Source organism: Psychrobacillus sp. FSL H8-0487, from assembly GCF_038008385.1.
GTDB classification, from domain to species: domain Bacteria; phylum Bacillota; class Bacilli; order Bacillales_A; family Planococcaceae; genus Psychrobacillus; species Psychrobacillus psychrotolerans.
On record NZ_JBBOZA010000001.1, the window covers coordinates 1,850,068 to 1,875,594 of the forward strand.

The following is a 25,527-nucleotide window of genomic DNA, read 5'->3' on the forward strand; positions in this document are numbered from 1 at the left end:
CTGTATCCATAGTGTGAAATTAACTCACTTTATTAATATATAACGAATCAGCTTAAAATAATATGTTTTTTCTGAAAAATAAGAACTGTTCATTAGAAAATTATTCTAATGAACGGTTCTTTTATCGATAAATCGTAGCGCATCACTGGGGCAATTTTGAACGACTCTTTTGCCATCTTCTCTAAGTGCTCCGTTTGGATAAATCCATGGCTTATTGTTTACATCAAAAACAGAAGGGAGGTATTTAATGCAGTTTGCAGCATGTGTACATTTTATGGGATGAAAGTATATATCTAATTCATCTCCGTAATATTTTTTATAACCTAGTTTGATTAAATCTTCTTCTGTATCTGCCATCGGGTTACCTCCATTTTGTTTACAATTCGATAATTATAGGAAGTATCATAGGTTTTCTTTTAGTTCGACTATATAATAGCTTTTCTAGAGATTTTTTAATGTTTTGTTTTAGAACACGTTGGTTTTTGTTTGTATCCCTTGTTTTCGAAATAGTAGATCGTACATTTTGGTTAACTTCTTTTATAAGCTCTTCAGACTCAGGACCATAGACAAATCCACGAGAAATTGTATCCGGTCCTGAAATAATCTTGTTATTTGCTTTGCTTAGAGTGGTAACAATAACTAACATCCCATCCTCTGAAAGCAATTTTCGATCTCGTAATATAATTTCCCCGACGTCTCCAATACCAAACCCATCGACAAATACATTTCCAGCTTCTATATTTCTCGTTTGAACAGCTTTTTCATCTACAATGTCCACGACATCCCCGTTTTGAACGATAAATATATTATTTCGTTCCACACCAACAGATTCTGCTAACAGCTGATGGTGATGGAGCATACGATATTCGCCATGAATAGGAATAAAGTATTTTGGTTTCATCAAAGTAAGCATCAGTTTGAGCTCTTCTTGGCAAGCATGACCTGATACATGCATGCCAGTAACATTACCGGAGCCGTATATAACATGAGCACCTAAAGTATATAAGTTGTCTATAATTCTTGTAATACTCTTTTCATTGCCAGGAATAGGTCCAGCTGCGAAAATAATCGTATCCTCCGGAAGCACCTCTACATTACGGTAGCTTGAACTTGCTAAGCGAGACAAGGCAGCCATCGGTTCTCCTTGGCTCCCTGTGCACAAGATCACAACATTCTCAGGATTCATCGTATTAATTTCGTTTTGATCGATTAGCATGTCTTCGGGAATAGTTAAATACCCTCGTTCCATCGCAACAGCTACTACATTAACCATACTTCTCCCTAATAATGCAATCTTCCTATTGGTCTTAATAGCAGCATTTACTATTGTCTGTACCCTATGCACATTGGAGGCAAAGGTAGAGATGAAAATCTTCCGTGGTGCATTTCGAAACGCTTCTTCGACTTGTGCAGCAATTTTTTGTTCGGAAGCAGTAAATCCTGGTCTTTCGGCATTCGTACTTTCTGATAGGAGCAGTAACACGCCTTTGTTGCCAAGCTCGGCCATCTTATGAATATCCGGATATTGTTCATCTACAGGTGTTAAATCAAATTTAAAATCTCCTGTATGTACAATTGTTCCTTGTGAAGTATGAAATGCTACACCTAGGCAATCAGGTATACTGTGACTAACTCGAAAGAAAGATGTCTTAATGGTTCCTAGTCTCAGTTTGGAGTCGGAGTCTATTAAAAATAGTTGTGTATTTCTTAATAACCCATGCTCCTTCAATTTAATTTCGATTAGGCCTACCGTTAAATTGGTTGCATAAATCGGTACATTAAGTTGTTTCAGAAAGTAGGGGATACCACCAATATGATCTTCATGACCATGTGTAATGATTAACCCTCTTACTTTATCCTCATTCTCCAATAAGTAGGAAATATCCTGAATGATTAAATCTATACCTAGCAGGGTTTCATCGGGAAACTTGGAACCACAGTCGATGACCACTATATCGTCATCTGATTGAATGACATACATATTTTTCCCTATTTCATTTACTCCACCTAATGCAAAAATAGATACTTTACTGTTAGTAGTATTCATCCTTATCCTCCTTCAAAAATGCTCTTCTAAGTATTGCCTCTTATCCCACTTTTATAAGGGGTTTTTAAATTTCCTTAAGGCAAAGGGAAGAAGAAGTACATAAATGGAACTGATAAACAAAAAGAATGGTTGGTCGTGAACTAAAGTCACGATCAACCATTCTTTTTTAGCTCTGAACTCCGGAGGTAGGACTCGAACCTACGACCAATCGGTTAACAGCCGATTGCTCTACCACTGAGCTACTACGGAATTATAATTATCTTACAAAACTTATTATGAACAAACTTTGTTTATTATATACAACTAATTTTTCAAAAAAATATAGTTAAATAATTATTATTTAACTATTAATGCAGGGCAGTGAACTCGCTTCATCACTTTATGGCTGACACTTCCTAACACCATTTCTTGTAAAGTGTTTAAACCTCGACTGCCAACAACTACAAGATCAACTTTTTGTTCCTTTGCATATCGAACAATTTCTGGACCAGGGGATCCTTTTAAAAAAGTAACTTTATAATTCACTTGTTCATCCTTTAGTAACTGTTCTACATTGGAAATTTTACGTTTGCGTTCTATCAGCAATGATTCGGCTGATTGGGCATGTAGAATGTCTTGCTTTGATTTGTCAAAATCTGTGACCATCACTACTTCGACTTTAGAATTGGATGAACACTTTGCCAGTTTAATCGCTTCTTTTGCGGCACGAACGGAGTTTTCAGAGCCATCTGTTGCTAAAAGAATGTGTGGATACATAACTAATCATCCTTAGTGTGAAGTTGTAATTCCTAATAGTTTTTGATATAGCAGTTCACTAGCTGGATTCATCCCAATTACTGATACCGATTTTCCTTGTTCTTCTAATTTTGAAACAACGTTAACAATTGCTCCAACGGATGATTCATCCCACAAATGGCTACTCGATAAATCTATTGTAATAGTGTTTGCTGTTGTTTTTTCAATTGTTTGAACAAAATGTTGAGTAGAAGCAAAGAAAAGGGGACCTTCAATAATATATATGCCATCATGTTCCGTTATTTTCACCCTAGAGATCGAAGCAACAAAGAATAAGGCACTTAATATAACACCTACTACCACACCGATAGCTAAGTTATCCGTGTAGACAACGATTGCAACAGTCGCAATCATCACAACTGCATCTGCACGTGGTGCTTTCACGATATATTTAAATGAAGACCAATCAAATGTACCAATACATACCATAATCATTATTCCAACTAACACGGGCATTGGAATATCAATTACTAAATCTCCTAAAACTATGATTAAAAAGATTAAGAAAACCCCAGCAACCAATGTAGATAGACGACCACGTCCGCCAGACTTCACATTAATCATCGATTGACCAATCATCGCACAACCAGCCATACCACCGAAAAATCCTGTGATAAAGTTAGCGATTCCTTGTCCACGTGCTTCCCGGTTTTTATCTGATTTTGTATCCGTCATATCATCAACTATTTGTGAAGTTAACAACGATTCAAGTAAACCAACAATAGCTAGTGCTAAAGAGTAAGGCAGTATTATTTGAAGAGTTTCTAAAGAGAATGGTACGTCCGGTAAGAAAAAGCTTGGTAGATTTTGCGTTATTGTACCTAAATCTCCAATCGTTTTTAATTCAATACCAAATATAAATGTTATTGCAGTTAAAATAACGATCGCAATTAGTGGGGCAGGGACCCCTTTTATAAAGCGTGGTACTGTATAAACAATTATTAATGTAACAGCGACAAATACATACGTTAATATGCCTTCCCCTAAAATATGAGGGACCTGTGCCATAAAGATTAAAATAGCCAATGCATTAACAAAGCCAATCATCACTGAATTAGGGATAAAACGCATTAGTTTTGCTATTTTGAAGACCCCTAAGAAAATTTGAATGACTCCAGTCAAAATAGTAGCAGCCAATAAATAATTCAACCCATGATCAGCAACCAAATTAACCATAACAAGTGCCATGGCACCAGTAGCAGCAGAAATCATACCCGGTCTGCCACCGACAAAAGCGATTATGACAGCTATACTAAAGGAAGCGTAAAGACCAACCATAGGGTCCACACCAGCGATAATTGAAAAAGCAATGGCTTCTGGAATAAGTGCAAGTGCGACGACAATCCCTGATAATATGTCGCCTCGAATATTTCCAAACCACTGTTGTTGAATAGTTTGCATATAGGTTCTCCTTCGGATATAGTCAATTTATAATGTCCCAAAAACCTGTGTTTTAGGACAATCTGTCATATCATAACATGTCTTTTCCTAAATAGGAATGCTTTTGGGAAATTGGAGGAGAAAAATGGAATTCGGATACAAAAGACCATTAATAAATGATGAAGATGTTAAGTTACAGCTAGTGGATAAAAAACATGCAGAAGTCTATATAGAGCAACATCCCTATATGAAAAAAAGACATGAACTAGAAGACTTAGTCATGCAGCTCTCAAAGGGGGATCAATTGTATGTACAAAATTTCGTAGTGCTTGCGGATTCTCTTACACAATTCCAAGATTTATTGAGAGTATTTGAAAGAGACGAAGTGACTGTCACATTTATCGATGAAAATCTAAGTAATACAGATATTTTATCAATGAGGCTCCTAGAGTTATTAGAGTTATTGACGAATTTACAAACGAAAATTAAACGTCACCAATCCATTTTTGGGGTCCGTGAAGCCCAAAAGCAAGGGAAAATCATTGGCCGACCGAAAAAGTCAGATGATAATTTAAATAGAGCTTTTGCTATGTATGACAGCAAAGCATATACACTGCAGCAAATAAAAGAGGAAACTGGCATAAGTAAATCTACTTTATATCGCTATTTAGATCAGTTTAAATAGAAGGATAGGGATAAACCTATTATTTAGTCTTAAAATAGTTTAAAAGGCCTTTATGAAAGAAATAGAGCATAATACGATACAAACTTTGAAGAGGTGTGAAAGATATGTGGAAAATAGTAAATGGAAAGTTAATACAAACTGTCGATGAAACGAGAACTGAATATAAAACGCGTATAAGTGCCAGTTTAATAAAAAAGCTCAAAGTGAAGGCAAAAGAGTCAAATTCGCATATTGGTTATTTATTAGAAAACGGTTTTGAAAATATATTAAACGAAAGTGCATTAATGTACGACAAGAAAAACAGACCGAAAGATCGCATAGAATTTCGTACAACCTGTGATAAGGAAACACTGGAGAGTTTGCGATTGTTTGCTAAGAGTAATAAGTTAAATTTAAATGATGTAATCGAGGCAAGCGAAAGCTACATAAATATAGAGGATGTAAAAAATGCAAATTGGCGATATAGAATAGAAAAAGAGTAAAGAAGAGACATAAATGAAATTATAAAATAGGGATGTGGTCATAATATATATTATACTAAGTTATGTTTCATTATTGAAGTATACTAGTAATAGTGAGATATAAGAGAAATTTTTACTAATTTTACAGACTAAAATTCTTTTTTGATATTTGATTACATTCGTATTTAAAATAAATGAATGTAAAATACCATGTTCCATGATTAATTAAAGATTAAAAGTATAATCTTTCTCCACATTTTAAAGAATTCTACATAGTAATATCATTGCCATCTTCAATAACTAAAATTTTATTTGCTTTTCCACTTCATCTCTCCCTTTGATATTTATTTACCTAAAATGCTTTTCTTCAGAATAGCATAAAAACTCATTCGCAATTATTATTGCAAATGAGTTTTTATATAGCTTTCATTTATATTGACAACTTAGTTCTTTTGTTCCAGATATTCATAAACTGCCATCATTTCTTCTTTGTTCAACTCCCGAATACGTTTGAACAGCAGAAGATCTGCTACAATTCCAAGAGTTAAACTATCATCCATAACATCTCTAACTTCCCCAGTAAGCCATATATCTGTTGATTTACCTTCGACTTTCACCTGAAGTCCCTCATTATTAATACCAGTGGCATGACAACTCACACAAGGTATCGTTAATTTGTGCACGCCATCATGAAGATTCTCTTCCGTTATTACTTTCTTTCCTTTACAGAATGGACATGGGTGACTTTTTCTTATTTTGTTAACCTGAGTAACAAGTTTTTTGTAACCAAATGCTTCATAAACATACGTTAGTTTTTTATATTTTCCATTCGTGAAATACTTATCAATGATGGTTTCTCTTGTTTCAATGATATTGTCAAAATCACAAATAGTTACCTTATTATTGTTGCTAATGGATTCAATATTGTTTTCGATACTATCCCAAAATGGCAATACATTTTGCAGTACCATTTCATAACCAGCAAAGCTTGCTAGTTCTAATTCGAGCATTTTAAGTGCAGCTTGAGTTTCTCTAGGTAATAATGATACATCTTCGGCCAAAGACATATCACCGCCTACAATAGCTTTCAATTTAAGAAGTTCAGGTAACTCCCCTACCGTTTTTAACACTTGTTCAAGTGGCTGTTGTATAATTTCTCGGATATCTGTCTCACCAAATTTAAGTTGTTTATGATGGTTTAACACAGATCCTTTGCACACCGGACATGAAATCATTTGTTTAGATTCTTTCATTTGCTCTTTAATAATCGATTTCGAAATGAACATATACATCCCAATTAGGTAATTAAAGCCTTGCCATGTTCTTTGTGTTTTGCCTGCTTTGTCATAAAAGGACTTATCCCAATACCCATATAAAAAAGTATGCTTTTCTTGTTCAGTCATGTCATTATAGCTTTTGCTAATATCATGACCTAGTTCATTTTTAATCTCTTCAAATAAAAATTCCAATTTTGGATATTGATAATATTTTAATACTTCCATGACATCTGGGTGCAGTAGACCATCCCAGAATGGTACGGTCTTGTCTTGAATAACCACATCCATATCAAATACTTCAATTACCCCACGTCCAGAACAACTCGGACAGTGATTGCCTTGATAATAAAAATCAAAGCTCCTCGTATCTTTATTGGTTGGTTGTGCAGCTACAATATGGTTAATTAGACCGCCTATTTCATAGAGAAAACTATATTGACTATACAAATGACGTTCCAAGTCTATTGCAATGACAGGAGCAATTTTGTCAGACTCGTATTCCCCGTATATCAATCGGGCCATAGATGATAAGCTTTTTAAAATTCCGCCCTTATAGATGTTTTCTGCATTTTTAAAATAATTAATCTGGTTTTCTTTCAAGTAATTAATGCCAGTTTGTTGACTGATAGTAGAAGAAATTCGCAATGGAGCAATCCTATTCGTAGTGTTTTGCCCACGATAATAATCATCATGGCTAATAACATCAAGATGCTCCACAGGCGCAAGTTGTCTTTTCCCAAAATCCACGATAAAATCAGAGTTCTCTAGCATATAAGCGTTATGCTCAATCATAATGATGGAAATTGATTCATCTTGCAGAATAATTCTAATACTATCAATGAATTGATTTAATATATTTTGTGACAAACCTTTAGATGGCTCATCAAAAATAAAAAGAGTATGTGGATTTCTAGAATTAGCAAACAGCTCAGAAACTAAATGAACACATTGAAACTCACCATTCGATAATGATTGTGTTTTTCTTTCCAACGTTAAATAACCAAGTCCCAGTTTGATCAGTAAACTCAAGCGTTTATGAGCGATATCCCCCTCTGGCAATTCATCGATAATATCCTCAATCGATCGCAGAAAAATACCATCAATATCGTCACTATATTTCGTGAGTTTCCTTTTAATATCAAGAAAAGTTGCCACTGTTGAACGGCTAGTAATTGATTGGTTGCGATTTTGCCCAACCATTACTAGTTTGTCTTTTGGATAGCGCTTTAGAAAATCTTTTGCTATACACTCATTTACTAGCGTAGATTTACCACATCCTGACTCTCCTGTAAAAGTGACTACTCTATTTTGAGGAATTTGAATTTCAGTCATTTGAATATTTCGACTGTAAAGTTCATGGAAGTGATAGTTTTCTGTTGGTGTTTCCTCATTTCGTTCACAACTGATTGGGTTTGGGCGTGGGGATTCCTCTACAATTTTACCGCCATATTTTCCACTTCCAGGTCCAAAGAACAATTGCTCTTCCGTTGTGTCTAGCACGGTGTCCGAGTGATCAATGAGCCAAATCTGATTTTTGTAACCCAATTTTTTAATTTGTTCTAGAATTTGCATTAATGTTTGATGATCAAGACCAACGGAGATTTCATCAATAATAATAATGGTATTTTCACTTGCTGCCATGAATTCAGCCAAGTAAAGTCTTGTTAATTCGCCACCTGATAATGTACCCATGATACGATTTATAGTTAAGTAACCTATGTTCATATTGATAATATTCTTAAGGATATGTTGTTTCGCTTCACTAATATGTAAAACTTCTGCCAATGAGTGAATCGATTCGATACTTAAGTTGTTAATATCGGAAATACTATGTGGCTGATCGAACAATTCCATTCGTTTTTGTAGGACTTCCGTTTTATAACGCTTCCCCCTGCATTTTTTACATTCGATATTTTTCGTTGTACCACGACCTTTACATGCAGGACACCATCCTAACTCATTATTAAATGAAAAAACTTCAGGTGAAAGACTAAATTTACTAGCAAGAGTATCGCGAATCTCTTTAAACACCCCAGTATGTGTGCCAATAGTTGAACGCGGATTGGAAGAAATGGCCGACTTTCCGAGAAAAAGTACTAAAGGCATCTCCTCCATTTTGATGGCACTGAAATTGGTCTCCATAATATTAGGGAATAAATACTGATATTCTGCCTTTGGCAAAAGTGAAACTAGACGTTTCTTCGATTCTTCGCCAATTGTTTGGCAAAATGTTGTTTTACCAGAACCGGAAAGACCGGCAATTCCAAACGATTTGTCTACAGGTATTTCTGTTTCTAAATTGTTAATATTATTTGCAATTAATTGATTTATTTTCATTTTGTAATATCCATTCCATTCTTTCTATTTAATATTGTCATGTTTGTAGAGCTTGAAACAAAACTGGCCTTTATCTGCATATGTGCCTATTTAATGTTTAAATGTGTCGTCAGGATTCGAATACCAAAGACCGTCAATACTAGATTCCTTAAATCTACCAGCCCCCCTGTTCCTTTTTCCAAGTGTCATCAAAGTCATGCTATATATACAAACCACTCCACATTTTCATCGTAAATACAATACTCTATATGTGATGTAGTATGTGAGAAGTCCAATTATCGGTAGTGCAGCAATAGTAAAAACAGAATATGGCAAAGGGTTATCCAAATATGGAATGACTAACGCAAAAAATGCTAGCACTATGAATGTGGCTATAATGATTACGGAGAATGCTGCTTTGGCCGATTTGGCTGTAATTTCAGCTTCTCTTTCATCGTCATTTAGGTTCATTTCGGGAATAACTATTTCCCTCATAAGAATTCGCCCATTATTCCGTTTCTTCGAAAGATAGTTAGTGTACCAGGAATTTATCAAGGCTAAAATGCCAAAAATTAAACCATACACACTAGTATTAATCTCATTTTCCTTATAATATTCGAAACTAATCTCATCATTTAAAAACATATCAGAAAGCTGAGTGTCTTTTACCTGCATAAAAGTGACCAGAGCGAATGAAATAATAAGTAATATACGTAAAACAATGGATATCGACAAGTTTCTCATTATATAACCCCTTTCTTTTTACAAGCATTAAAATACATAAATATACTAAAACAATTAGGACTTGTTCTCCTCTTTGTAGAAAATTTGTTCGATTGGTTCCTTAAATACCTCTGCAATATTCATAGCAAGCAGTAACGAAGGGGTATAACTTCCTTTTTCTAAAGAAACAATGGTTTGTCTAGTTACGCCAGTCTTTTCCGCCAGGTCTCCTTGCGTCAAATTAAATCTCGCCCTTAACTCTTTTACTCGATTTTTTAACAAATGGCTCCCTCTCCTAACATTCTAAAATTATTGTATAGTTGAATTGTCATTTTGTATAGTTTATTTTACTTTATGTTTAATTAACTTTACTTTTTTATTATTCAATACGTATGGTATAGTTGCACATCGCTATATGATTACCTCTAGCAAACAAATAAAAAAAGACACCAAGATTTTTCTCGATGCCTTTCGTTGGTACTATATTCTACCTGTTTAATGAACTATTATATTTGCGGATCTTCGTCAATGCTTCTGTATTCCAATAAATCTCCTGGCTGACATTCTAACGCTTTGCAAATAGCTTCTAATGTGGATAATCGCACTGCTTTTGCTTTCCCATTTTTCAATATTGAAAGGTTGGCCATTGTGATTCCAACTCTTTCTGAAAGTTCCGTTACACTCATTTTTCTTTTTGCGAGCATCACATCAATATTGATAATTATTGCCATATTATTCACCTCAGATTTAGACTATTAAATCATTTTCTTCTTTTATATCTATCGCTTCTTTCAAAAGTCTTTGAAGGACAGCAGCAAAAACGGCAATTACTAAGGATGCAAAAACAGGTACCATCCCGACTATTACTAAACCTGGTGCATCATCCACCTCTGCCATGATAAAAACAAATGGTAAAGCTACAACATATAAGCCACTTATAATAATCGCATAGGTTTTAATTTTCTTTAGGGCTCTAACAGAAAAGTCCGAAAAAGCTAAGTTTTTATCAATGTAATTTAATAGTTTAAAAGATTGGTACAAAGCGAAGTAAAAAGGGATTGCGGAAATATACATTACTGTTAAAAGTCCGTACACGACATACGCTAATTCCGATCCTTTTTCTATTGCCTCCTTGGCTTCCGCAGCTATTTGGGGCAATAAAAAAATACACATTGCGAGAACGGGGATTCCCATAAGAATAACAGCTAACTTTAGAAAAATTGTTGATCCTCGTTTCATAAAAGTACCTCCTACATTTAATATACTTTCATAATAGCATTAGATTTATCGTTTATCAATATATAATTATTAAAATACATTACAAAATTATTGTAAAATAGATTTTTAGTAATTAAATTCCACTAAGCTACTGGTTGTTTATTAAAAGTAATTGTAAAAAGTATAGTTTTGCCTGTTAAAGCCCATTCTATAAAGTAAGTTTAGAAATGGAAGGAGCCTTTGTTTCAACATGAAATTTACCCTACCTTTCAGTAAAAGCAAGCACAACAAAGAGAAAACACCCGTAGAAACAGCTGCTCCGAGAAAAGATATAGGCATGATGACACCGCTGAAGATGGATTTTGTTCAATTAATCAAAGATGCAACTCAGGATCCATCTGATTTAATCGTGAAAGACATTCCACCTAATATTACTCTTATATATATAGACAATTTAGTAAATGATCAAGTGTTAAACGATCATATTATCTCCAATCTCCAAAAAAAATCAGTTGATACGCCAGATACTATAAAGGCTGCACTTTCCATACCAGAGATAAATGCATCCACTCGTTTGGACGTGATCGTAAAATCAATTGTTACTGGTTCGGTGCTTATCCATATGGAAGGTCACTCTGAAGTAATAATGGCTAATATTCCGAAAAGGGAATCTCGTAGTTTGTCCGCACCTGAAAACGAATCACAAGTAATTGGGGCTCAGGTCGGATTCAATGAAAGTATTTCTACTAATATTTCCTTGATACGTCGCTATATTGTAAGTCCTGATCTTTGTAATGAAAAGTTCACAATAGGAAAAAGGACAAATATTTCCATTGCTCTTCTGTATATCAATGGAATTGCTAATGAACAGATGGTTAACACGTTACGCCAAAGGATTACTGATCTCGATATTGATGCAATACTCGATAGTGCGGTTTTAGCAGAAATGATTGACGATAATTCTATGTCCGCTTTCCCACAAATCCTTCTGACGGAAAGACCAGACCGATTTTGTGACGGACTACTAAACGGCAAAATAGGGATTGTGGTAGACGGTAGTTCTATGGCAATTATTAGCCCACAGTCATTTATAGAATTTTTTCAGAGTCGAGAAGATCAAAATCTTAGATGGCAGATTGCTACATTTTCACGACTTTTAAGATTTACGGCTATTCTTTTATCGGTATTTTTGACGCCTATCTATGTAGGGGCACTGACGTTTCATTATGAAGTAATTCCTCAGGCTTTTTTGGTTCCTCTTAGTGAATCGAGAGCATTGGTTCCTTTTCCACCTGTATTCGAGGCATTGTTACTTGAATTTATTATTGAATTGCTTAGAGAGGCTGGAGCGAGATTACCAACGAAAATTGGACAAACTATTGGTATTGTTGGTGGTATTGTAATTGGAACAGCAGCTGTCCAAGCAGGAATTACAAGTAATATTTTACTCATATTTGTTGCTTTAAGCGCTTTGGCTTCTTTTACTACTCCAAGTTATATGATGGGTAATGTTATTAGGCTAATCCGATTTCCTATTATTATACTTGCTGGCTTTTGGGGTTTTTATGGAATTATGCTAGCATTTTGTTTTATCCTCATACATCTTTTGCGCCAAACTAGTCTTGGTGCTCCTTATTTATCGCCATTTTATCCGCCTAGGCTGAAAGGAATGGCAGATAGTATTATCAGATTACCTTTCCCCTTAACGTCTAAGAGACCTGAGGTAGCAAGACCAGTTGATAAAGAAAAATATAAACCTGAACCTATTAAACCCGAAAACAGCTGAACTGAAGGTGAAAAGAATGGATAATACAATTCAACTTAGCCCAAAAGATATGTTTAATGCTTATTTGCTGTTTTTTGTCATTCATAGCGCTCAAATTGGGGTTGGTATACATGGTTTTCAACGGATTGTGTATTACGATGCCAAACATGATGCCTGGATTTCGGTTCTAATTGCAGGGCTTGCCACACATATAGTCGCTTTTTGTATGATTAAGACTTTAGAAGTGTATAGCTCTAATGACCTTTTTGGAATCCAACAAGATATTTATGGAAAATGGATTGGGAATTTTTTGAATTCCATTTATATCTTATATTGTTTTGTAGCTTTTTTTTCTGTCTTAAGAAATTATATTGAAGTAATTCAAGCATGGATATTTCCGGGAATTAGTACATGGTTTCTTTCGATTACCCTACTATTAATAATTATTTATGCATTTACCGGTGGACTTCGTGTAATAGTCGGTATTTCTTTTTTTAGTGTCGTGCTCGCTGTCTGGATTATTCCAATGTTAGTATTTCCCCTAAAATTCTCAACTGTAGAAAGTTTATTTCCTATTTTAGAAGCAAATATAAGCTCCTTACTTAAAGGAGCATATTCTATGACCTTTACGATTATAGGGTTCGAGATATTAAACGTAGTTTATCCTTTTATTAAAGATAAGGAAAAAACGAGCAAATATGCACACCTTGCTTTGTTGTCTACCACATTTATTTATCTTTCCGTCATGTTGGTATCAATTACGTACTACACTGAAGCAAAACTCCTTAAAACTGTTTGGGCAACATTAACATTGTTTAGTTTTATCAGTTTTCCTTTTATGGAGCGATTTGAGTTTGTGGCGGTTTGTTTCTGGATGTTAATCATATTGCCGAATCTTTGTTTATATCTCTGGACTGCATATCGCGGGATGATTCGAATAGTAAAAGTAAGTCACACTAAGTTCGCTTTTATCTTTTCTATGCTTGTTTTCCTTGGTACATTGATTGTCCAAACTCGACCACAGATAAATATGATGAACAATTACCTGAGTAAAGCCGCTTTTTATATCACTTTTGTTTATCCAATTGTGTTATACCTGATCACTATGTTAAAAAAGAAATTTACATCACAGAAGGAGGAATAAAATGAAGAACTATAGACTTTATTTCATTCTCCTTTTTCTTCCCATTCTCCTTATTGGGTGTGTGGAGACAAATATATTAGATAGAGTGGGGTTGGTAATCTTAGTTGGCTATGATGTCGGAAAAGAAGAAAGGATGGCCACTACCTCTGCTGTTCGTGAAGTGAATCCAGAATTTCATAGTAACGTAGAAGTGGTCACAACGGAGAATTCAACTAGCAAGGGCAATCGAGTAAAAACCAACCGAAAATTATCTAAAAAAGTAGTAGTAGGTCAAATGAGAGTTGTCTTATTTGGAGAAGAGTTAGCAAAGGATGGTATTCATCGCTATGTTGATGCACACCTGGAAAATCCAACTGTCAGTAATGGTCTTTATATGGCTGTAACGGAGGGTGAAGTGGCACCTTTGTTGGAATATGAATATCAAAACATTGAAGATATAGGACAACATATTTTTAGGCTATTGGAACAAAACATTGAACAAGAAAATATGATTTCCTCTACTCTCCATGAAGTGGGCCGAGATCTTTATTCGGAAGGAGTAGATTTATTTATGCCTATCATAAAAAAAGAGGAAGAATTAGTGGAATTATCGGGAATTGCTATTTTTAAGAACGACAAAATGGTAAGTTCAATACGGCCAGAAGATACTTTTTATGTGAAACTAATTGGAGGTAATTATAAATCTGGAACATTTGAAACAATTTTGACAAAAGAGGAAATTCCAGATGATTTGATGAAAAACAAACCTGATGAAATTCCTATAGCATTCGATGCTCTTACTTCTGAGAAAGAGCTGAAATTAATTAACAAAAATACGCCAGAATTTGATTTGAATATCACAATAAAAACGAGACTAACAGAAATTTATCCTGATGTAAATATTGGAGATCCCAAAACTGTCAAGAAACTCGAAGATGCGATTAGTAAAAACCTATCAAGTGAGATATCTAGGGTTATTGCATACTGTCAAAGTGTGGAATCAGACATTTTTGCTTTCGGAGATAAGTATCGAAGCTCGGTAAGAAACTCTAACCTGACAAAGGAAAAATGGCATGAATTATACAAAAATATGAAAGTAAATGTTAAAGTAGACCTTACAATACTGAGAAGTGGCGTTTTTGAATGAGTGAGGATTTAAAACCTCATCTTAGTAAAACTTATGAATTAGTATTCCGATTTGTTTGCTGACCTGTCATAACAGACAAGAAATGATAAAAGAATTTTTCGTAATCTATATCAATTGCTATACGATGAGTCTTTTCCCCATTATTGTTTGAATACGGCCGAGTATCAGCAATACTTTGACCTCTTGAAGGTCCACCCAGGTCATCTACAATAATAACCGGGTAAGATCCAAACATGAAAATCTCTGGATAGATCGTTGCTAATAGGGTGAGAGCATCATGGACGGGGCTCCCTTGTAGGGACGGGTCCCTTTCTTGATAGAAGCGTGTATAGTATTCCATTAATGGTTTGAAAATTTTAGTTTGCCCGAATTGTTCTATATAATCTACCATCTCAGGTGTGACAATTGCCTGTTGTGTGGCGTTTAATGGAATAATCGTTACATTATTTGCGTACGTTAGCACAATATTCACAGCCACAGGGTCTCCGTGAAAATTTGCTTCTGCAACAGTTGTGACATTTCCTGGAATCCAAAAAGCCCCACCCATAATATAAAATTCTTTCACATTTGTCATAAGGTCTCTGTAGAGTATGAACATCGTGGCAAGTGAAGTAAGTCGACCAATATTAACAATTATTAATTCATCCTTATAATTCTCTATTATTTGGACTATTTCAAGGAAGTTTTCGATAATTACAGTTTGTTTATCATCCGGAATGATTGGACCGAGTCCATGTTCTCCATGTATTTCTGGATAGAAAGTGGGCTCCTCCCCTGTTAAAGGTACCTCCGCCCCGCGGATAACTGGAATTCCTCCAGGAAAGTCAAATAATTTCATTAAATAATATATATTCGATACAGCATCTTCTCTAGACACATTGCCGTAATCTGCTACGATGCCTACAATTTCTATATCTTTGTTTAAACTTGCATAGATTAATGCAACCGTATCGTCGATGCCAATATCACCGAATAGAAGTACTTTTTTACTCAGGTATGGCCCTCCTTTATTTTTCTTATTTAAGTACCTTATGTTATGTCTAATGGTACTAATGAGTCCCTATTATTTACCAATATTTATGGAAGCTAAGCAAAGGGCTAACCTGTTCTTTTCAAATGAGTAACAAATGAAATGGGATACTAAAATTTGTAAACAATAAAAAAACCACTTAGATGCAATCACTTCTAAGTGGAAGAATAGACCAGTTCCTTTCAAGGGGGATGGCCCTTTTTTCGTATGCAATTCTAAGCTGCTATTTAACACCGACACCGACCATATTACTTCTACGCTCAAGTAATACGACATCGCGCCAGATTCCATTTAATCTTCCAATTTGTTTTCTCGTACCTACTTCTTCAAAACCAAACTTTTTATGTAAATTAAGGCTAGCAATATTTTCAGGGAAGATCATGGCTTGGATTGTCCAAATTTGCTGTTGCTCACTAGAGTCAATTATATGTTGAAGCAATTTACTACCAACCCCCATTCCAGCTGCAGTTGAAGCAATATATATACTTACTTCTACAACTCCTGAAAATGCACGCATCGTAGAAATAGAGGTAAATGCTACCCACCCCACTACTGCACCATTCTGTTTGGCAACAAATCGGCAATTCGTTAGGTGATCATCATTCCATTCGTCCCATGATGGTGCTTCTGTTCTAAAGGTGGCATTCGCAGTTCTAATCCCTTCTATAAATATCTCTCTGACCGAATTCCAATCAGCGAAGGACATTTCAGTTATCACTATATCTTGGTTCATCTGTATTCCCCATTCTCCTATAAATAAAAGCACTTCCAAGATGGATTATACACCGTTGGAAATGCTTTTAAAAGAACCCGATTATACAATTTGAATACTTAGTAATAAGCCCAAATAAGCCGCTATGACGACGAATAGACTCATGATAAAGGAAAATATGGCCGGCATCTTTTTAACGAATGAGAATAGGCTCATTACAAGAAAAAGGACCGCTATACATAGTAGGAGTACTCCGTCTATACTAAATACCAATTGAACAGCTATGTCCGAAAATACAACTTCATCATGAAAGAGTATAAATAACGAAGAAAAACCTTCATTACTTATTGTTTCGTACATATTATGTGGTGGTGATTGTTGACTCATAGCCCCCGTTGCTGCAAAAATTAGGAGAAGTATGAAGAATTCTACTCTTGCCCAAGGACGAGGATCGAAATTCTCCTTTTTTAGTAATCGTTTTTTCATGAGAATTCCATTTATACAAGCATACGCAATTAGTGGAATAATAAATAGATGCTTAATCAGTAGGCTTTGACCATAGGAAACCATCCAAGTATCAGGATATGCCTCTAATGGTGTAGAGAAGCTCATCAACGATAAACCAGTTATTATTATAATACCAAAACAGTACAACGCCATGATATGAAACCACTTTAAAAAGGAAAGCCAGTTCTTCGTATTTTTGGAGAACCAAGCTACTATAAGCAATATCCCTACCCAAATGACAACAGAGGCAAAGTGAAGGAAATGCGTGATGAATCCTTTTAAGCTTTCAATAGAGTTTGCATGACTTGACCAGCTTACACCCAAGATAAGTAGAAAAACGAGTATAATCCCTATAATTGAATAATATGGTGCTTTCTTTTCGTGAAAGAATTGGATATACACTCCTAAAAACACCGTTATAACGAACATGAATAACCAAGATTTCCCTACCTCGAAGGTCAATAAAATGGACTGTAAAGATTGAAATAATCCATAGTCTTCGGATAAGTAGATGACTAAGCTAATAAGCGGGACAAAAGAAAAGATCGCTATACCTAGTACAGCAAATAGTTTTACTTTTCTAGAAACAACAATAGTAGGTATTAAATCATCTGGGAATAAAGCAAGAATATAGCTCCCCATTAATATAGCGAAGCACACATATAGAAGTGCCTCGCTTATAGTGGTTAAAACAAACATCATTTTTTATTTCTCCGAGTCATCCACCAAGCAGCTAGTGCAACGATAATGATTAAGACGATAATAATTCCTACTGTTGAAATAGAGCTTTTCTCTTCTTGTTCTGTTTCCACTGTCGTATCTATTTCTTCCGTATTAGATTCTACTGGTTCTACTTCATCAAGGGGTTCAGTTGTTGGTTCAACTGCTTCAACCTCTTCAGGAGCATCTAAAACAAAATCAATAACCCCCTCTATCGGGTGACCATCTGCTCCAATTATTTTCCAATTGATTTGGTAAGTTCCGTTTGCCAAGCTTTCCGTAACATTCCCAGTTAGTAAATGGTCATTTACAGTAATGTCTTCTACTTCTATTTCTTCATCAGAGGAATTCGTTAGTGTAAAGGAGCTAGTTTCTTCAATTTTTGTTAAAAATGAAAGTGTAATGTCATTTAACTTTTCTGTAACAGTACTTCCTTGTGCCGGAGTGGAGCTTTCTAAGCCAGTGTGTGCTAGCGCGTTATTACTAAACAAAAGTACACAAGCAATTGTCATCCATAATATTTTTTTCATAATAAGCCTCCAAAATTTTGTGCATAAATATTAATGCCACTATACTTATACCATAAAGCCATGAAGAATGTGTGAAGTTTGTATTTTTCGTAATTTTGAGATATTCTATATGTGTCAAATATAATATATAGGAGAGATTTTAATGGCAAAATCCACTGCAAGACGTAAAAGAGACCACCTAATACGTAATATAGGCAAAGATGTATCATTAGCTAGAAATGAGGTTAACTTTAGTACCCATGTGCGAATGACTAAATCAAAAGAAGAAAAATTACAGCAACAATATACAAAATATAAAAAGCATTTCACAGAAGGTATAACACCTAATGGAAATGCTTTTTATTATAACTATTTTTAGTTTGAAAATTTAACGCTTAAGTTTTAGTTCTCTTCTTTTGGTTGCTTCCAAACGCGAACTAAATCGCCATCTTTTTCTGTATCAATTACAAACGAACCATTCGAATATCTATCGGATGGACGGTATGCATTTACTAGTATCGTTTCCTGACCTTTTTCTGTTTCTATAATCAGTTGGTCATTTTTTTCCACTAATAGTACGTCGAATACACGATGAGGATTCGTTTTTAACTCTCTTAATGTAAGTATTCCTCGCTTAGCTCTTACGCCAGCTTCGATTTCATTTAAAGCCATCTTTTTAATGGCACCTCTAGTGGTGATTAACAAGATATCTTCTTTGTTTTGTGTAGAAATCGGGTTGACACTAACAACATAATCTTCGTCTTTTAGATTAATCGCTTTAACTCCACCAGTTTTCACACCAGTGATGGGCACTTCGTCTAGAGAGAAGCGAACAGAATAACTAGCATACGTCGTGATTAACACATCGTCAGAAGGAGCAACTAGTTCTGCCATGATTAGTTCATCGTTTTTCTTTAAGTTGATCGTCTTGATCGGTCTTGCGTATCGTTGTACAACATAATCGGAAAGTAATGAACGTTTAATTTGTCCATCTTTCGTCGCTGTTAAAACGCTCAAATCCAGGTCGAATGAATCGATTCCCATTACTTTGATAATTCTTTCCTGTGAATCCAGTGGTACAATACTCGAAATATGCTGGCCTAGATCTTTCCAACGTATATCCGGTAATTCATGTACTGGTTGGTAAATATAATTCCCTTTAGAAGTAAATATTAGTAGATGATTTTGCATATTGATAGGCGCTTTATACAGTAAATAATCCGAATCCTTAATCGCAAAATCCTGCCCATTGGAGGCTGTGTAGGAACGTGTACTTGTCCGTTTAATATAGCCGTCCTTCGTTACAGTTACATATACTTCCTCGCTAGGAATAAGAACATCTAACGTTACCTTAATCTCTTCAATCTCATCTTCTAATACTGATTTGCGGGGCTCTGCAAATTGTTTTCTCACTGCTAAAAGTTCTTTTTTAATCACTTTTAATAGTGCAGTTTCCTTTGCCAAAATATTCTCTAACTCTTTTACTAATTTATTGAGTGTTTCTTCTTCATTTTGAAGCTCCGTAATATCTGTATTAGTTAAACGATATAGTTGCAACGAAACAATTGCTTCTGCTTGTGCTTCGGAAAATTCAAACAAAGAAATTAAATTGTTTTTCGCATCCCTTTTATCTTTTGAAGCTCTGATTGCTTTGATCACTTCATCAAGAATAGAGAGAGCTTTCATAAGGCCAGCTACTATATGTAATCGATCTTGTGCTTTTTTCAAATCAAAAATCGTTCTTCGAGTGACAACTTCCTTCTGATGGCCAATGTATGAATCTAAAAGTAATGGAAGAGTCATCATCGTCGGTCTACGATTATGAATAGCAATCATATTGAAATTATAAGCCACTTGTAGATCCGTGTTTTTTAATAAATATTGTAGAATACCATGTGCATCTACTTCTTTTTTCATTTCAATGACAATACGTAGACCTGTACGGTCAGATTCGTCTCGAACTTCTGCAATTCCTTCAAGACGTCGATCATGTCTTTGTTCATCAATTTTCTTGACTAGATTTGCTTTGTTCACTTCAAAAGGAATCTCGGTAATGACAATTTGTTGCTTTCCACCTTTTATCGTTTCAATTTCCGTCTTGGAACGAATGATAATTTTTCCTTTTCCGGTTTCATACGCTTTTTTTATACCCTCTACACCTTGAATAATCCCACCAGTCGGGAAATCAGGACCTTTGATAACGGTCATTAACTCGTCCACAGTGGCAGCTGGATTTTCCATTCTCATCAGTACGGCATCTAGTGCTTCATGGAGTGCATGAGGTGGGATATCAGTGGCATAGCCTGCTGAAATACCTGTAGATCCATTGACGATTAAATTTGGAAATCTAGCTGGTAATACTACTGGCTCTGAATCTGAATCATCAAAGTTTGGAATATAGTCTACTGTGTTTTTATTGATATCGCGTAGAAGTTCATGGGAAATAGCAGAAAGTCGAGCTTCTGTATAACGCATTGCAGCTGGCGGATCTCCGTCCACCGAACCGTTGTTACCATGCATTTCAACGGTCATATGGCGCAGCTTCCAATCTTGACTCATACGCACCATTGCCTCATAAACGGAACTATCACCATGCGGATGATAGTTACCAATTACATTACCAACAGTTTTAGCTGATTTTCGGAATGGTTTATCGTTTGTATTGCCTTCTTGGAACATGGCAAATAGGATACGGCGTTGAACTGGTTTAAGACCATCTCTAGCATCAGGTAGTGCACGATCTTGGATGATGTATTTGCTATAACGACCAAACCGATCACCGATCACCTCTTCTAATGGCAAATTTTGATAACGTTCGGTTTGTGTCATGCTAAGTCATCCTCCGTGTGTAATCTGTCGTTTTCTAATATATTTGAGTCCTCTTCTAAGCCGAAGTTTACGTTAGCTTCTATCCATTTACGACGTGGTTCTACTTTGTCTCCCATAAGTGTGGTCACATGTCTTTCTGCACGTGCACCATCTTCTATAGTCACTCTAATAAGTGTTCTAGTTTCGGGATTCATAGTAGTATCCCATAATTGGTCAGCATTCATTTCCCCAAGACCTTTATAGCGTTGGAGTATGTACCCTTTTCCAATTCGTCCGGAAGCAGCTTCTAATTCCTTTTCTGTCCATGCATATTCAGAAACTTCTTTTTTTCCTACACCTTTATAAATTTTATAAAGCGGAGGTAAAGCGATATATATATTACCATTTTCAATTAAAGGTTTCATATAGCGATAGAAGAATGTTAATAATAGTACTTGAATATGTGCACCGTCCGTATCAGCATCCGTCATGATAACGATTTTGTCGTATGCAATATCCGCTATTTGGAATTCTGCTCCTACCCCACCACCAATAGCATGAATAATCGTTGCAATTTCAACATTTTTCATAATATCCGCGAGGTTTGCTTTTTCTGTATTAATAACTTTACCACGTAGTGGAAGGATTGCTTGGAACGTGCGATCTCTACCTTGTTTAGCAGATCCTCCTGCTGAATCTCCTTCGACTAAATAGAGTTCATTTCTCGCAGCATTTCTCGATTGAGCTGGAGTTAACTTCCCAGATAACAATTCAGATGGTTTACGTTTTTTCCCGTTACGAGCATCTTCACGAGCTTTTCTCGCGGCTTCACGAGCTTGCTGCGCACGAAGTGCTTTTCTTATTAGAGAAGAAGCTAACTCTGAGTTTTCTTCTAAAGTATATTGCAATTTCTCAGAAATAACCGAATCTACAGCGCTTCTAGCCTCGCTTGTACCCAGTTTTCCTTTCGTTTGTCCTTCGAATTGTAATATATTCTCTGGAATTCGAATAGAAATAATGGCAGATATACCTTCTCTAATATCGGATCCTTCTAAGTTTTTGGCTTTTTCTTTTAAAAGATTGGTTTTACGAGCATATTCGTTAAAGACACGTGTTAAAGCGGCTTTAGCTCCGGTTTCATGCGTACCACCATCACGTGTACGAACGTTATTTACGAAAGACAGAATCGTTTCCGAATATCCGTCGTTAAACTGAAAAGCAAATTCAACTTCAATTTCATCTTGTATGCCTTCCATGTAAAACACAGGGTGCAAGACGTCTTTTTCCTCATTAAGATAAGAAACGAATGCTTCTATACCTGTTTCATAGAAGAATATGTCGTGTGCTTCTGTCCGCTCATCTTTTAATTCAATTTTTAATCCTTTCAACAGAAAGGCAGATTCTCTCAATCTCTCACATAAAGTTTCGTAATTGTATTTAACTACGGAGAAGATAGATTCATCCGGTAAAAAACGAACAGAAGTCCCGGTTTCTTTTGTTGTTCCAATTAGTTTTAACGATTGAACAACTTTTCCGCCATCTTCAAATCTCTGGTGGAATTTTTTACCGTCGCGATGAATTTCCACATCCACATAGCTAGATAGCGCATTTACAACAGATGCACCTACACCATGAAGACCACCACTTGTTTTATAACCACCTTGTCCAAATTTACCACCAGCATGTAAAACAGTAAAAATAACTTCGGCAGTTGGTATTCCTGTTTTATGTGTACCAGTAGGCATCCCCCGACCAAAATCACGGACAGTAATACTTTGATCCGCATGAATAGTCACAAGGATATGATTACCAAAACCGGCAAGGCTTTCATCTACTGCATTATCTACGATTTCATATACTAAATGATGCAAACCTCTTGCATCTGTTGAACCAATATACATACCCGGTCTTTTACGAACGGCTTCTAAGCCTTCTAAGACCTGAATATCATCATCACTATAACTATTTACTGCTCCAACTTTACTCAAATACTTTCCCTCCAAAACAAAACATCTGTTCTTTACTCTTCCTTTAGCCTACAAATGGATACTCATTATGTCAATTTTTTCAGTAGTTAATGCCAGAATTTAATTGTAAGGAAAGATGTATTAGATTGCAAACTCCCTTTTAAAGCATTCTAGATATTGTTACTGTATTCCTTCTTGACTTAAAGAAATGGAGAATAAAAAACTGGAGTTAGCACATCGGCTACTCCATTTGCTCCTCTTTTGACAAAGTGAAACTTCCATTGATTATAACCTAATAATACTAGTAAAACGGATTTTATGTAAGTTTAGTTCTTTTATCTTCTCAATTGTATCACGACTAAATAAAATATTTGAAAAACCTTTCTCTCAAGAGCATTGAATACTTATAAATATACATGGTACACTTAAAAAGATAAATATAATTATAGATTTATAACAAAGGAGTATACTATGATCATAATTCTTTTACTCTTACTCGCTTATCTAATAGGTTCACTTCCCTCTGGACTATGGGTTGGAAAACTATTCTATAATATCGATATACGAGAGCATGGTAGTGGAAATTTAGGCGGTACAAACACATTTAGAACACTGGGAAAAAAAGCGGGCTTAGTTGTTACGATTTTGGATATTCTAAAAGGGACTGCAGCAACTCTGCTAGGTTCTTTGGCTATATTCGAAACGGTAAATGTTCATCCGTTAATCCTAGGGGTTATAGCAGTAGTAGGTCATATGTTCCCGATCTTTGCAGGATTTAAAGGTGGAAAAGCAGTAGCAACTTCTGGTGGACTATTGCTAGGGTATAATTGGCCAATCTTTGTCATATTAGTAATAGGATTTTTTATCATTTTAAAAATGACAAAAATGGTATCTCTCACTTCCATGATTTTAGCGATAATTGCTGTATTGTACAGTGTCATTTATTACTTTACGGTAGATAAGGACTGGCCACTTGTAGTAATTGTCCTATTGTTGGCAACATTCATATTTTATCGTCACCGTACAAATATTAAACGCATTAAAGCTGGTACCGAACCAAAAGTGTCTTGGATCTAATCTGATGAAAGTATGGTGGTACGTATGAAAATACTTATTTCTTCCGATGCAATGCATTGGTTTCACAAGGAAATGGAAGCTGTAAAAGGCGATAACATTCGCTTTTTTGCACGTTACGGAGGATCAAGTCCTATTCATGAAGGCTTTTCTTTAGGGGTCACGAAGGACACACCATTCGAGCCTGCTGTAACCTATAAAAAAGAGGATATCTTGTTTTTTATAGAAGAAACGGATGAATGGTATTTTGATGGACATGATTTGCACGTAGAGCTAGATTCTACTAGGGATGAATTATCCTATGTATACAAAAAAGCGTAATCCACTTAGGATGCGCTTTTTTTATTTGGAGAATTATTTAGTATTTTGTATAATCTGCATTCTATCGGGGATGATAAGGTTGATATTTAAAGACTACTTAGGGAGTTGATATAAATGACAGACCAAAATAAAAGCGCTAAGTCAGACAAAAAAGATCCTTCTACCTTCACTGCTTATGGGGACCCTATCAATGATACGCATCCTTCTCTAAATGATCAGCATACTAAAGCCACTTCTCCTATTGCAAAGAGTACTCAAAATGTGAGCAGCGGAAGGATTAATCCGGACACCAAAAAAGATGATACTTCTGCATATGGTGATCCTATAATAGATAACTCCACTTCCCCTTTGGATGAGGAGAATCTAGCCAATTCCACAATTGCTAAATCGACTCAAACTAAAAACGGATTTACTTATTTAGAGTAATCCAATTATCTATATTTTTCTCTTCTTTCTAGCAACAAATAGTCCTTTGACTTGGTAATAGAGATATTGTTGTTAATAGCAAACTTTTCTAATTGGGCTGTTACATTATTGGGGGTAAACTGTACAATCCTTATATTAAATCCTTTATGCAGTTTAAGTGTTGCTCCTTTAGTCGCCCACCCATAGCGTTTAAAGACAACTTTATTTATATCGGTTGGAGACAAATTCCTTTGAAAAACTGTAAAACGAAAAATCATGGTCTGATAATTCAGGTTATCTTGGTTAATAATGAATTCAGTCTTTATAAAGAAGCTAATAACACCAAAAAGCAGGAGAAAAATAGACCAGAATATAGATACTCCAGATTCACCAATACTTAAGAAAAAAAAGAACATTCCATAGGCTAAAACCAGGAATATTGGGCTTTTTGCTGTTACTAACTTGTAAACCATTTATTACTCCTCCCCCTAATATCCAGACTTTTCATTTAATTATAACTGAATTACAAATAAAAAC

25 protein-coding genes and 1 tRNA gene are annotated in these 25,527 nt (G+C 35.4%); 9 read left to right on the plus strand and 17 right to left on the minus strand.

All coding sequences use genetic code 11. From position 1 onward, the window contains the following. Positions 1 to 105: 105 nt before the first annotated feature. From MHI47_RS09170 to MHI47_RS09190, 5 genes are all read right to left on the minus strand, one after another. Positions 106 to 357: a (4Fe-4S)-binding protein gene (locus tag MHI47_RS09170; RefSeq protein WP_093534234.1), complete on the minus strand. Its 252-nt coding sequence runs from the start codon at positions 355 to 357 to the stop codon at positions 106 to 108. A gap of 19 nt (positions 358 to 376) precedes the next feature. After that, positions 377 to 2,047 (minus strand): ribonuclease J, encoded by a 1,671-nt coding sequence (locus MHI47_RS09175; RefSeq protein WP_340830559.1) that lies wholly within the window; start codon positions 2,045 to 2,047, stop codon positions 377 to 379. A 177-nt stretch (positions 2,048 to 2,224) separates the two neighbouring features. Next, a tRNA-Asn gene (locus tag MHI47_RS09180) sits at positions 2,225 to 2,296 on the minus strand. 87 nt (positions 2,297 to 2,383) lie between these two features. Beyond that, positions 2,384 to 2,803: a universal stress protein gene (locus tag MHI47_RS09185; protein WP_340762284.1), complete on the minus strand. Its 420-nt coding sequence runs from the start codon at positions 2,801 to 2,803 to the stop codon at positions 2,384 to 2,386. 12 nt (positions 2,804 to 2,815) lie between these two features. Next, a complete protein-coding gene (locus tag MHI47_RS09190) occupies positions 2,816 to 4,243 on the minus strand; it encodes a SulP family inorganic anion transporter (RefSeq protein ID WP_340830560.1) in 1,428 nt (475 codons plus the stop codon). A gap of 124 nt (positions 4,244 to 4,367) precedes the next feature. On the opposite strand from MHI47_RS09190, the gene MHI47_RS09195 reads away from it, so the two are divergent. Then, the gene (locus MHI47_RS09195; protein ID WP_340830561.1) at positions 4,368 to 4,907 is read left to right on the plus strand and encodes a helix-turn-helix domain-containing protein; all 540 of its coding nucleotides are present in this window, start codon (positions 4,368 to 4,370) and stop codon (positions 4,905 to 4,907) included. A 104-nt stretch (positions 4,908 to 5,011) separates the two neighbouring features. Then, positions 5,012 to 5,389 carry an rRNA methyltransferase gene (locus MHI47_RS09200; protein ID WP_340830563.1) on the plus strand — a complete coding sequence of 126 codons (378 nt, stop codon included), beginning with the start codon at positions 5,012 to 5,014 and terminating at the stop codon, positions 5,387 to 5,389. A gap of 422 nt (positions 5,390 to 5,811) precedes the next feature. Here MHI47_RS09200 and MHI47_RS09205 read toward each other — a convergent pair whose 3' ends face one another. From MHI47_RS09205 to MHI47_RS09225, 5 genes are all read right to left on the minus strand, one after another. Further along, complete coding sequence (locus MHI47_RS09205) at positions 5,812 to 8,982, minus strand: ATP-binding cassette domain-containing protein (protein WP_340830564.1); 3,171 nt, start codon at positions 8,980 to 8,982, stop codon at positions 5,812 to 5,814. Between the two features lie 225 nt (positions 8,983 to 9,207). After that, entirely contained in the window at positions 9,208 to 9,705 is a 498-nt protein-coding gene (locus tag MHI47_RS09210) for a hypothetical protein (protein WP_340830565.1), read from the minus strand. Between the two features lie 54 nt (positions 9,706 to 9,759). Beyond that, positions 9,760 to 9,966 carry a helix-turn-helix transcriptional regulator gene (locus tag MHI47_RS09215; protein ID WP_093534220.1) on the minus strand — a complete coding sequence of 69 codons (207 nt, stop codon included), beginning with the start codon at positions 9,964 to 9,966 and terminating at the stop codon, positions 9,760 to 9,762. 224 nt (positions 9,967 to 10,190) lie between these two features. After that, on the minus strand, positions 10,191 to 10,415 hold the full coding sequence (locus MHI47_RS09220) for a helix-turn-helix domain-containing protein (RefSeq protein WP_340830566.1): 225 nt from the start codon (positions 10,413 to 10,415) through the stop codon (positions 10,191 to 10,193). 16 nt (positions 10,416 to 10,431) lie between these two features. After that, entirely contained in the window at positions 10,432 to 10,923 is a 492-nt protein-coding gene (locus MHI47_RS09225; RefSeq protein WP_340830567.1) for a DUF2975 domain-containing protein, read from the minus strand. 229 nt (positions 10,924 to 11,152) lie between these two features. On the opposite strand from MHI47_RS09225, the gene MHI47_RS09230 reads away from it, so the two are divergent. From MHI47_RS09230 to MHI47_RS09240, 3 genes are read left to right on the plus strand one after another with little or no spacing between them, the layout of a single operon-like run. Further along, positions 11,153 to 12,688 carry a spore germination protein gene (locus MHI47_RS09230; RefSeq protein ID WP_340830568.1) on the plus strand — a complete coding sequence of 512 codons (1,536 nt, stop codon included), beginning with the start codon at positions 11,153 to 11,155 and terminating at the stop codon, positions 12,686 to 12,688. A 16-nt stretch (positions 12,689 to 12,704) separates the two neighbouring features. Then, positions 12,705 to 13,811, plus strand: a complete 1,107-nt coding sequence (locus MHI47_RS09235; protein WP_340830569.1) for a GerAB/ArcD/ProY family transporter — start codon at positions 12,705 to 12,707, stop codon at positions 13,809 to 13,811. Between the two features lies 1 nt (position 13,812). Further along, a complete protein-coding gene (locus tag MHI47_RS09240) occupies positions 13,813 to 14,937 on the plus strand; it encodes a Ger(x)C family spore germination protein (RefSeq protein ID WP_340830570.1) in 1,125 nt (374 codons plus the stop codon). Positions 14,938 to 14,968: 31 nt separating this feature from the next. Here the strand turns inward: MHI47_RS09240 and MHI47_RS09245 are convergent, their stop codons facing one another. The 4 genes from MHI47_RS09245 to MHI47_RS09260 all read right to left on the minus strand — a co-directional run bounded on the left by MHI47_RS09245 (position 14,969) and on the right by MHI47_RS09260 (position 18,436). Further along, positions 14,969 to 15,931 carry a nucleoside hydrolase gene (locus MHI47_RS09245; RefSeq protein WP_340832022.1) on the minus strand — a complete coding sequence of 321 codons (963 nt, stop codon included), beginning with the start codon at positions 15,929 to 15,931 and terminating at the stop codon, positions 14,969 to 14,971. A gap of 259 nt (positions 15,932 to 16,190) precedes the next feature. Further along, on the minus strand, positions 16,191 to 16,700 hold the full coding sequence (locus tag MHI47_RS09250) for a GNAT family N-acetyltransferase (RefSeq protein WP_340830572.1): 510 nt from the start codon (positions 16,698 to 16,700) through the stop codon (positions 16,191 to 16,193). Between the two features lie 81 nt (positions 16,701 to 16,781). Further along, complete coding sequence (locus MHI47_RS09255; RefSeq protein ID WP_093534206.1) at positions 16,782 to 17,888, minus strand: copper resistance D family protein; 1,107 nt, start codon at positions 17,886 to 17,888, stop codon at positions 16,782 to 16,784. After that, positions 17,885 to 18,436 (minus strand): copper resistance CopC family protein, encoded by a 552-nt coding sequence (locus MHI47_RS09260; RefSeq protein ID WP_340830575.1) that lies wholly within the window; start codon positions 18,434 to 18,436, stop codon positions 17,885 to 17,887. Before MHI47_RS09260 ends, MHI47_RS09255 begins: the two co-directional genes overlap by 4 nt. A gap of 142 nt (positions 18,437 to 18,578) precedes the next feature. Between MHI47_RS09260 and MHI47_RS09265 the strand changes: the two genes are divergently transcribed. Continuing rightward, positions 18,579 to 18,794, plus strand: a complete 216-nt coding sequence (locus MHI47_RS09265; protein ID WP_340830576.1) for a hypothetical protein — start codon at positions 18,579 to 18,581, stop codon at positions 18,792 to 18,794. Positions 18,795 to 18,817: 23 nt separating this feature from the next. On the opposite strand, the gene parC is transcribed toward MHI47_RS09265, so the two are convergent. Further along, positions 18,818 to 21,244, minus strand: a complete 2,427-nt coding sequence (gene parC, locus MHI47_RS09270) for a DNA topoisomerase IV subunit A (RefSeq protein WP_340830577.1) — start codon at positions 21,242 to 21,244, stop codon at positions 18,818 to 18,820. After that, positions 21,241 to 23,211: a DNA topoisomerase IV subunit B gene (parE, locus tag MHI47_RS09275; protein ID WP_340830578.1), complete on the minus strand. Its 1,971-nt coding sequence runs from the start codon at positions 23,209 to 23,211 to the stop codon at positions 21,241 to 21,243. The genes parC and parE overlap by 4 nt, the downstream gene beginning before the upstream one ends. A 450-nt stretch (positions 23,212 to 23,661) precedes the next feature. On the opposite strand from parE, the gene plsY reads away from it, so the two are divergent. The 3 genes from plsY (at position 23,662) to MHI47_RS09290 (ending at position 25,011) form a co-directional block, all read left to right on the plus strand. Next, on the plus strand, positions 23,662 to 24,267 hold the full coding sequence (plsY, locus tag MHI47_RS09280; RefSeq protein WP_340830579.1) for a glycerol-3-phosphate 1-O-acyltransferase PlsY: 606 nt from the start codon (positions 23,662 to 23,664) through the stop codon (positions 24,265 to 24,267). Positions 24,268 to 24,291: 24 nt separating this feature from the next. Beyond that, entirely contained in the window at positions 24,292 to 24,585 is a 294-nt protein-coding gene (locus tag MHI47_RS09285) for a HesB/YadR/YfhF family protein (RefSeq protein ID WP_340830580.1), read from the plus strand. Between the two features lie 114 nt (positions 24,586 to 24,699). Next, positions 24,700 to 25,011, plus strand: coding sequence for a hypothetical protein (locus MHI47_RS09290; protein ID WP_340830581.1), 312 nt, complete (start codon positions 24,700 to 24,702; stop codon positions 25,009 to 25,011). A gap of 5 nt (positions 25,012 to 25,016) precedes the next feature. On the opposite strand, the gene MHI47_RS09295 is transcribed toward MHI47_RS09290, so the two are convergent. Next, positions 25,017 to 25,463 carry a hypothetical protein gene (locus MHI47_RS09295; protein WP_093534190.1) on the minus strand — a complete coding sequence of 149 codons (447 nt, stop codon included), beginning with the start codon at positions 25,461 to 25,463 and terminating at the stop codon, positions 25,017 to 25,019. Positions 25,464 to 25,527 lie beyond the last annotated feature (64 nt).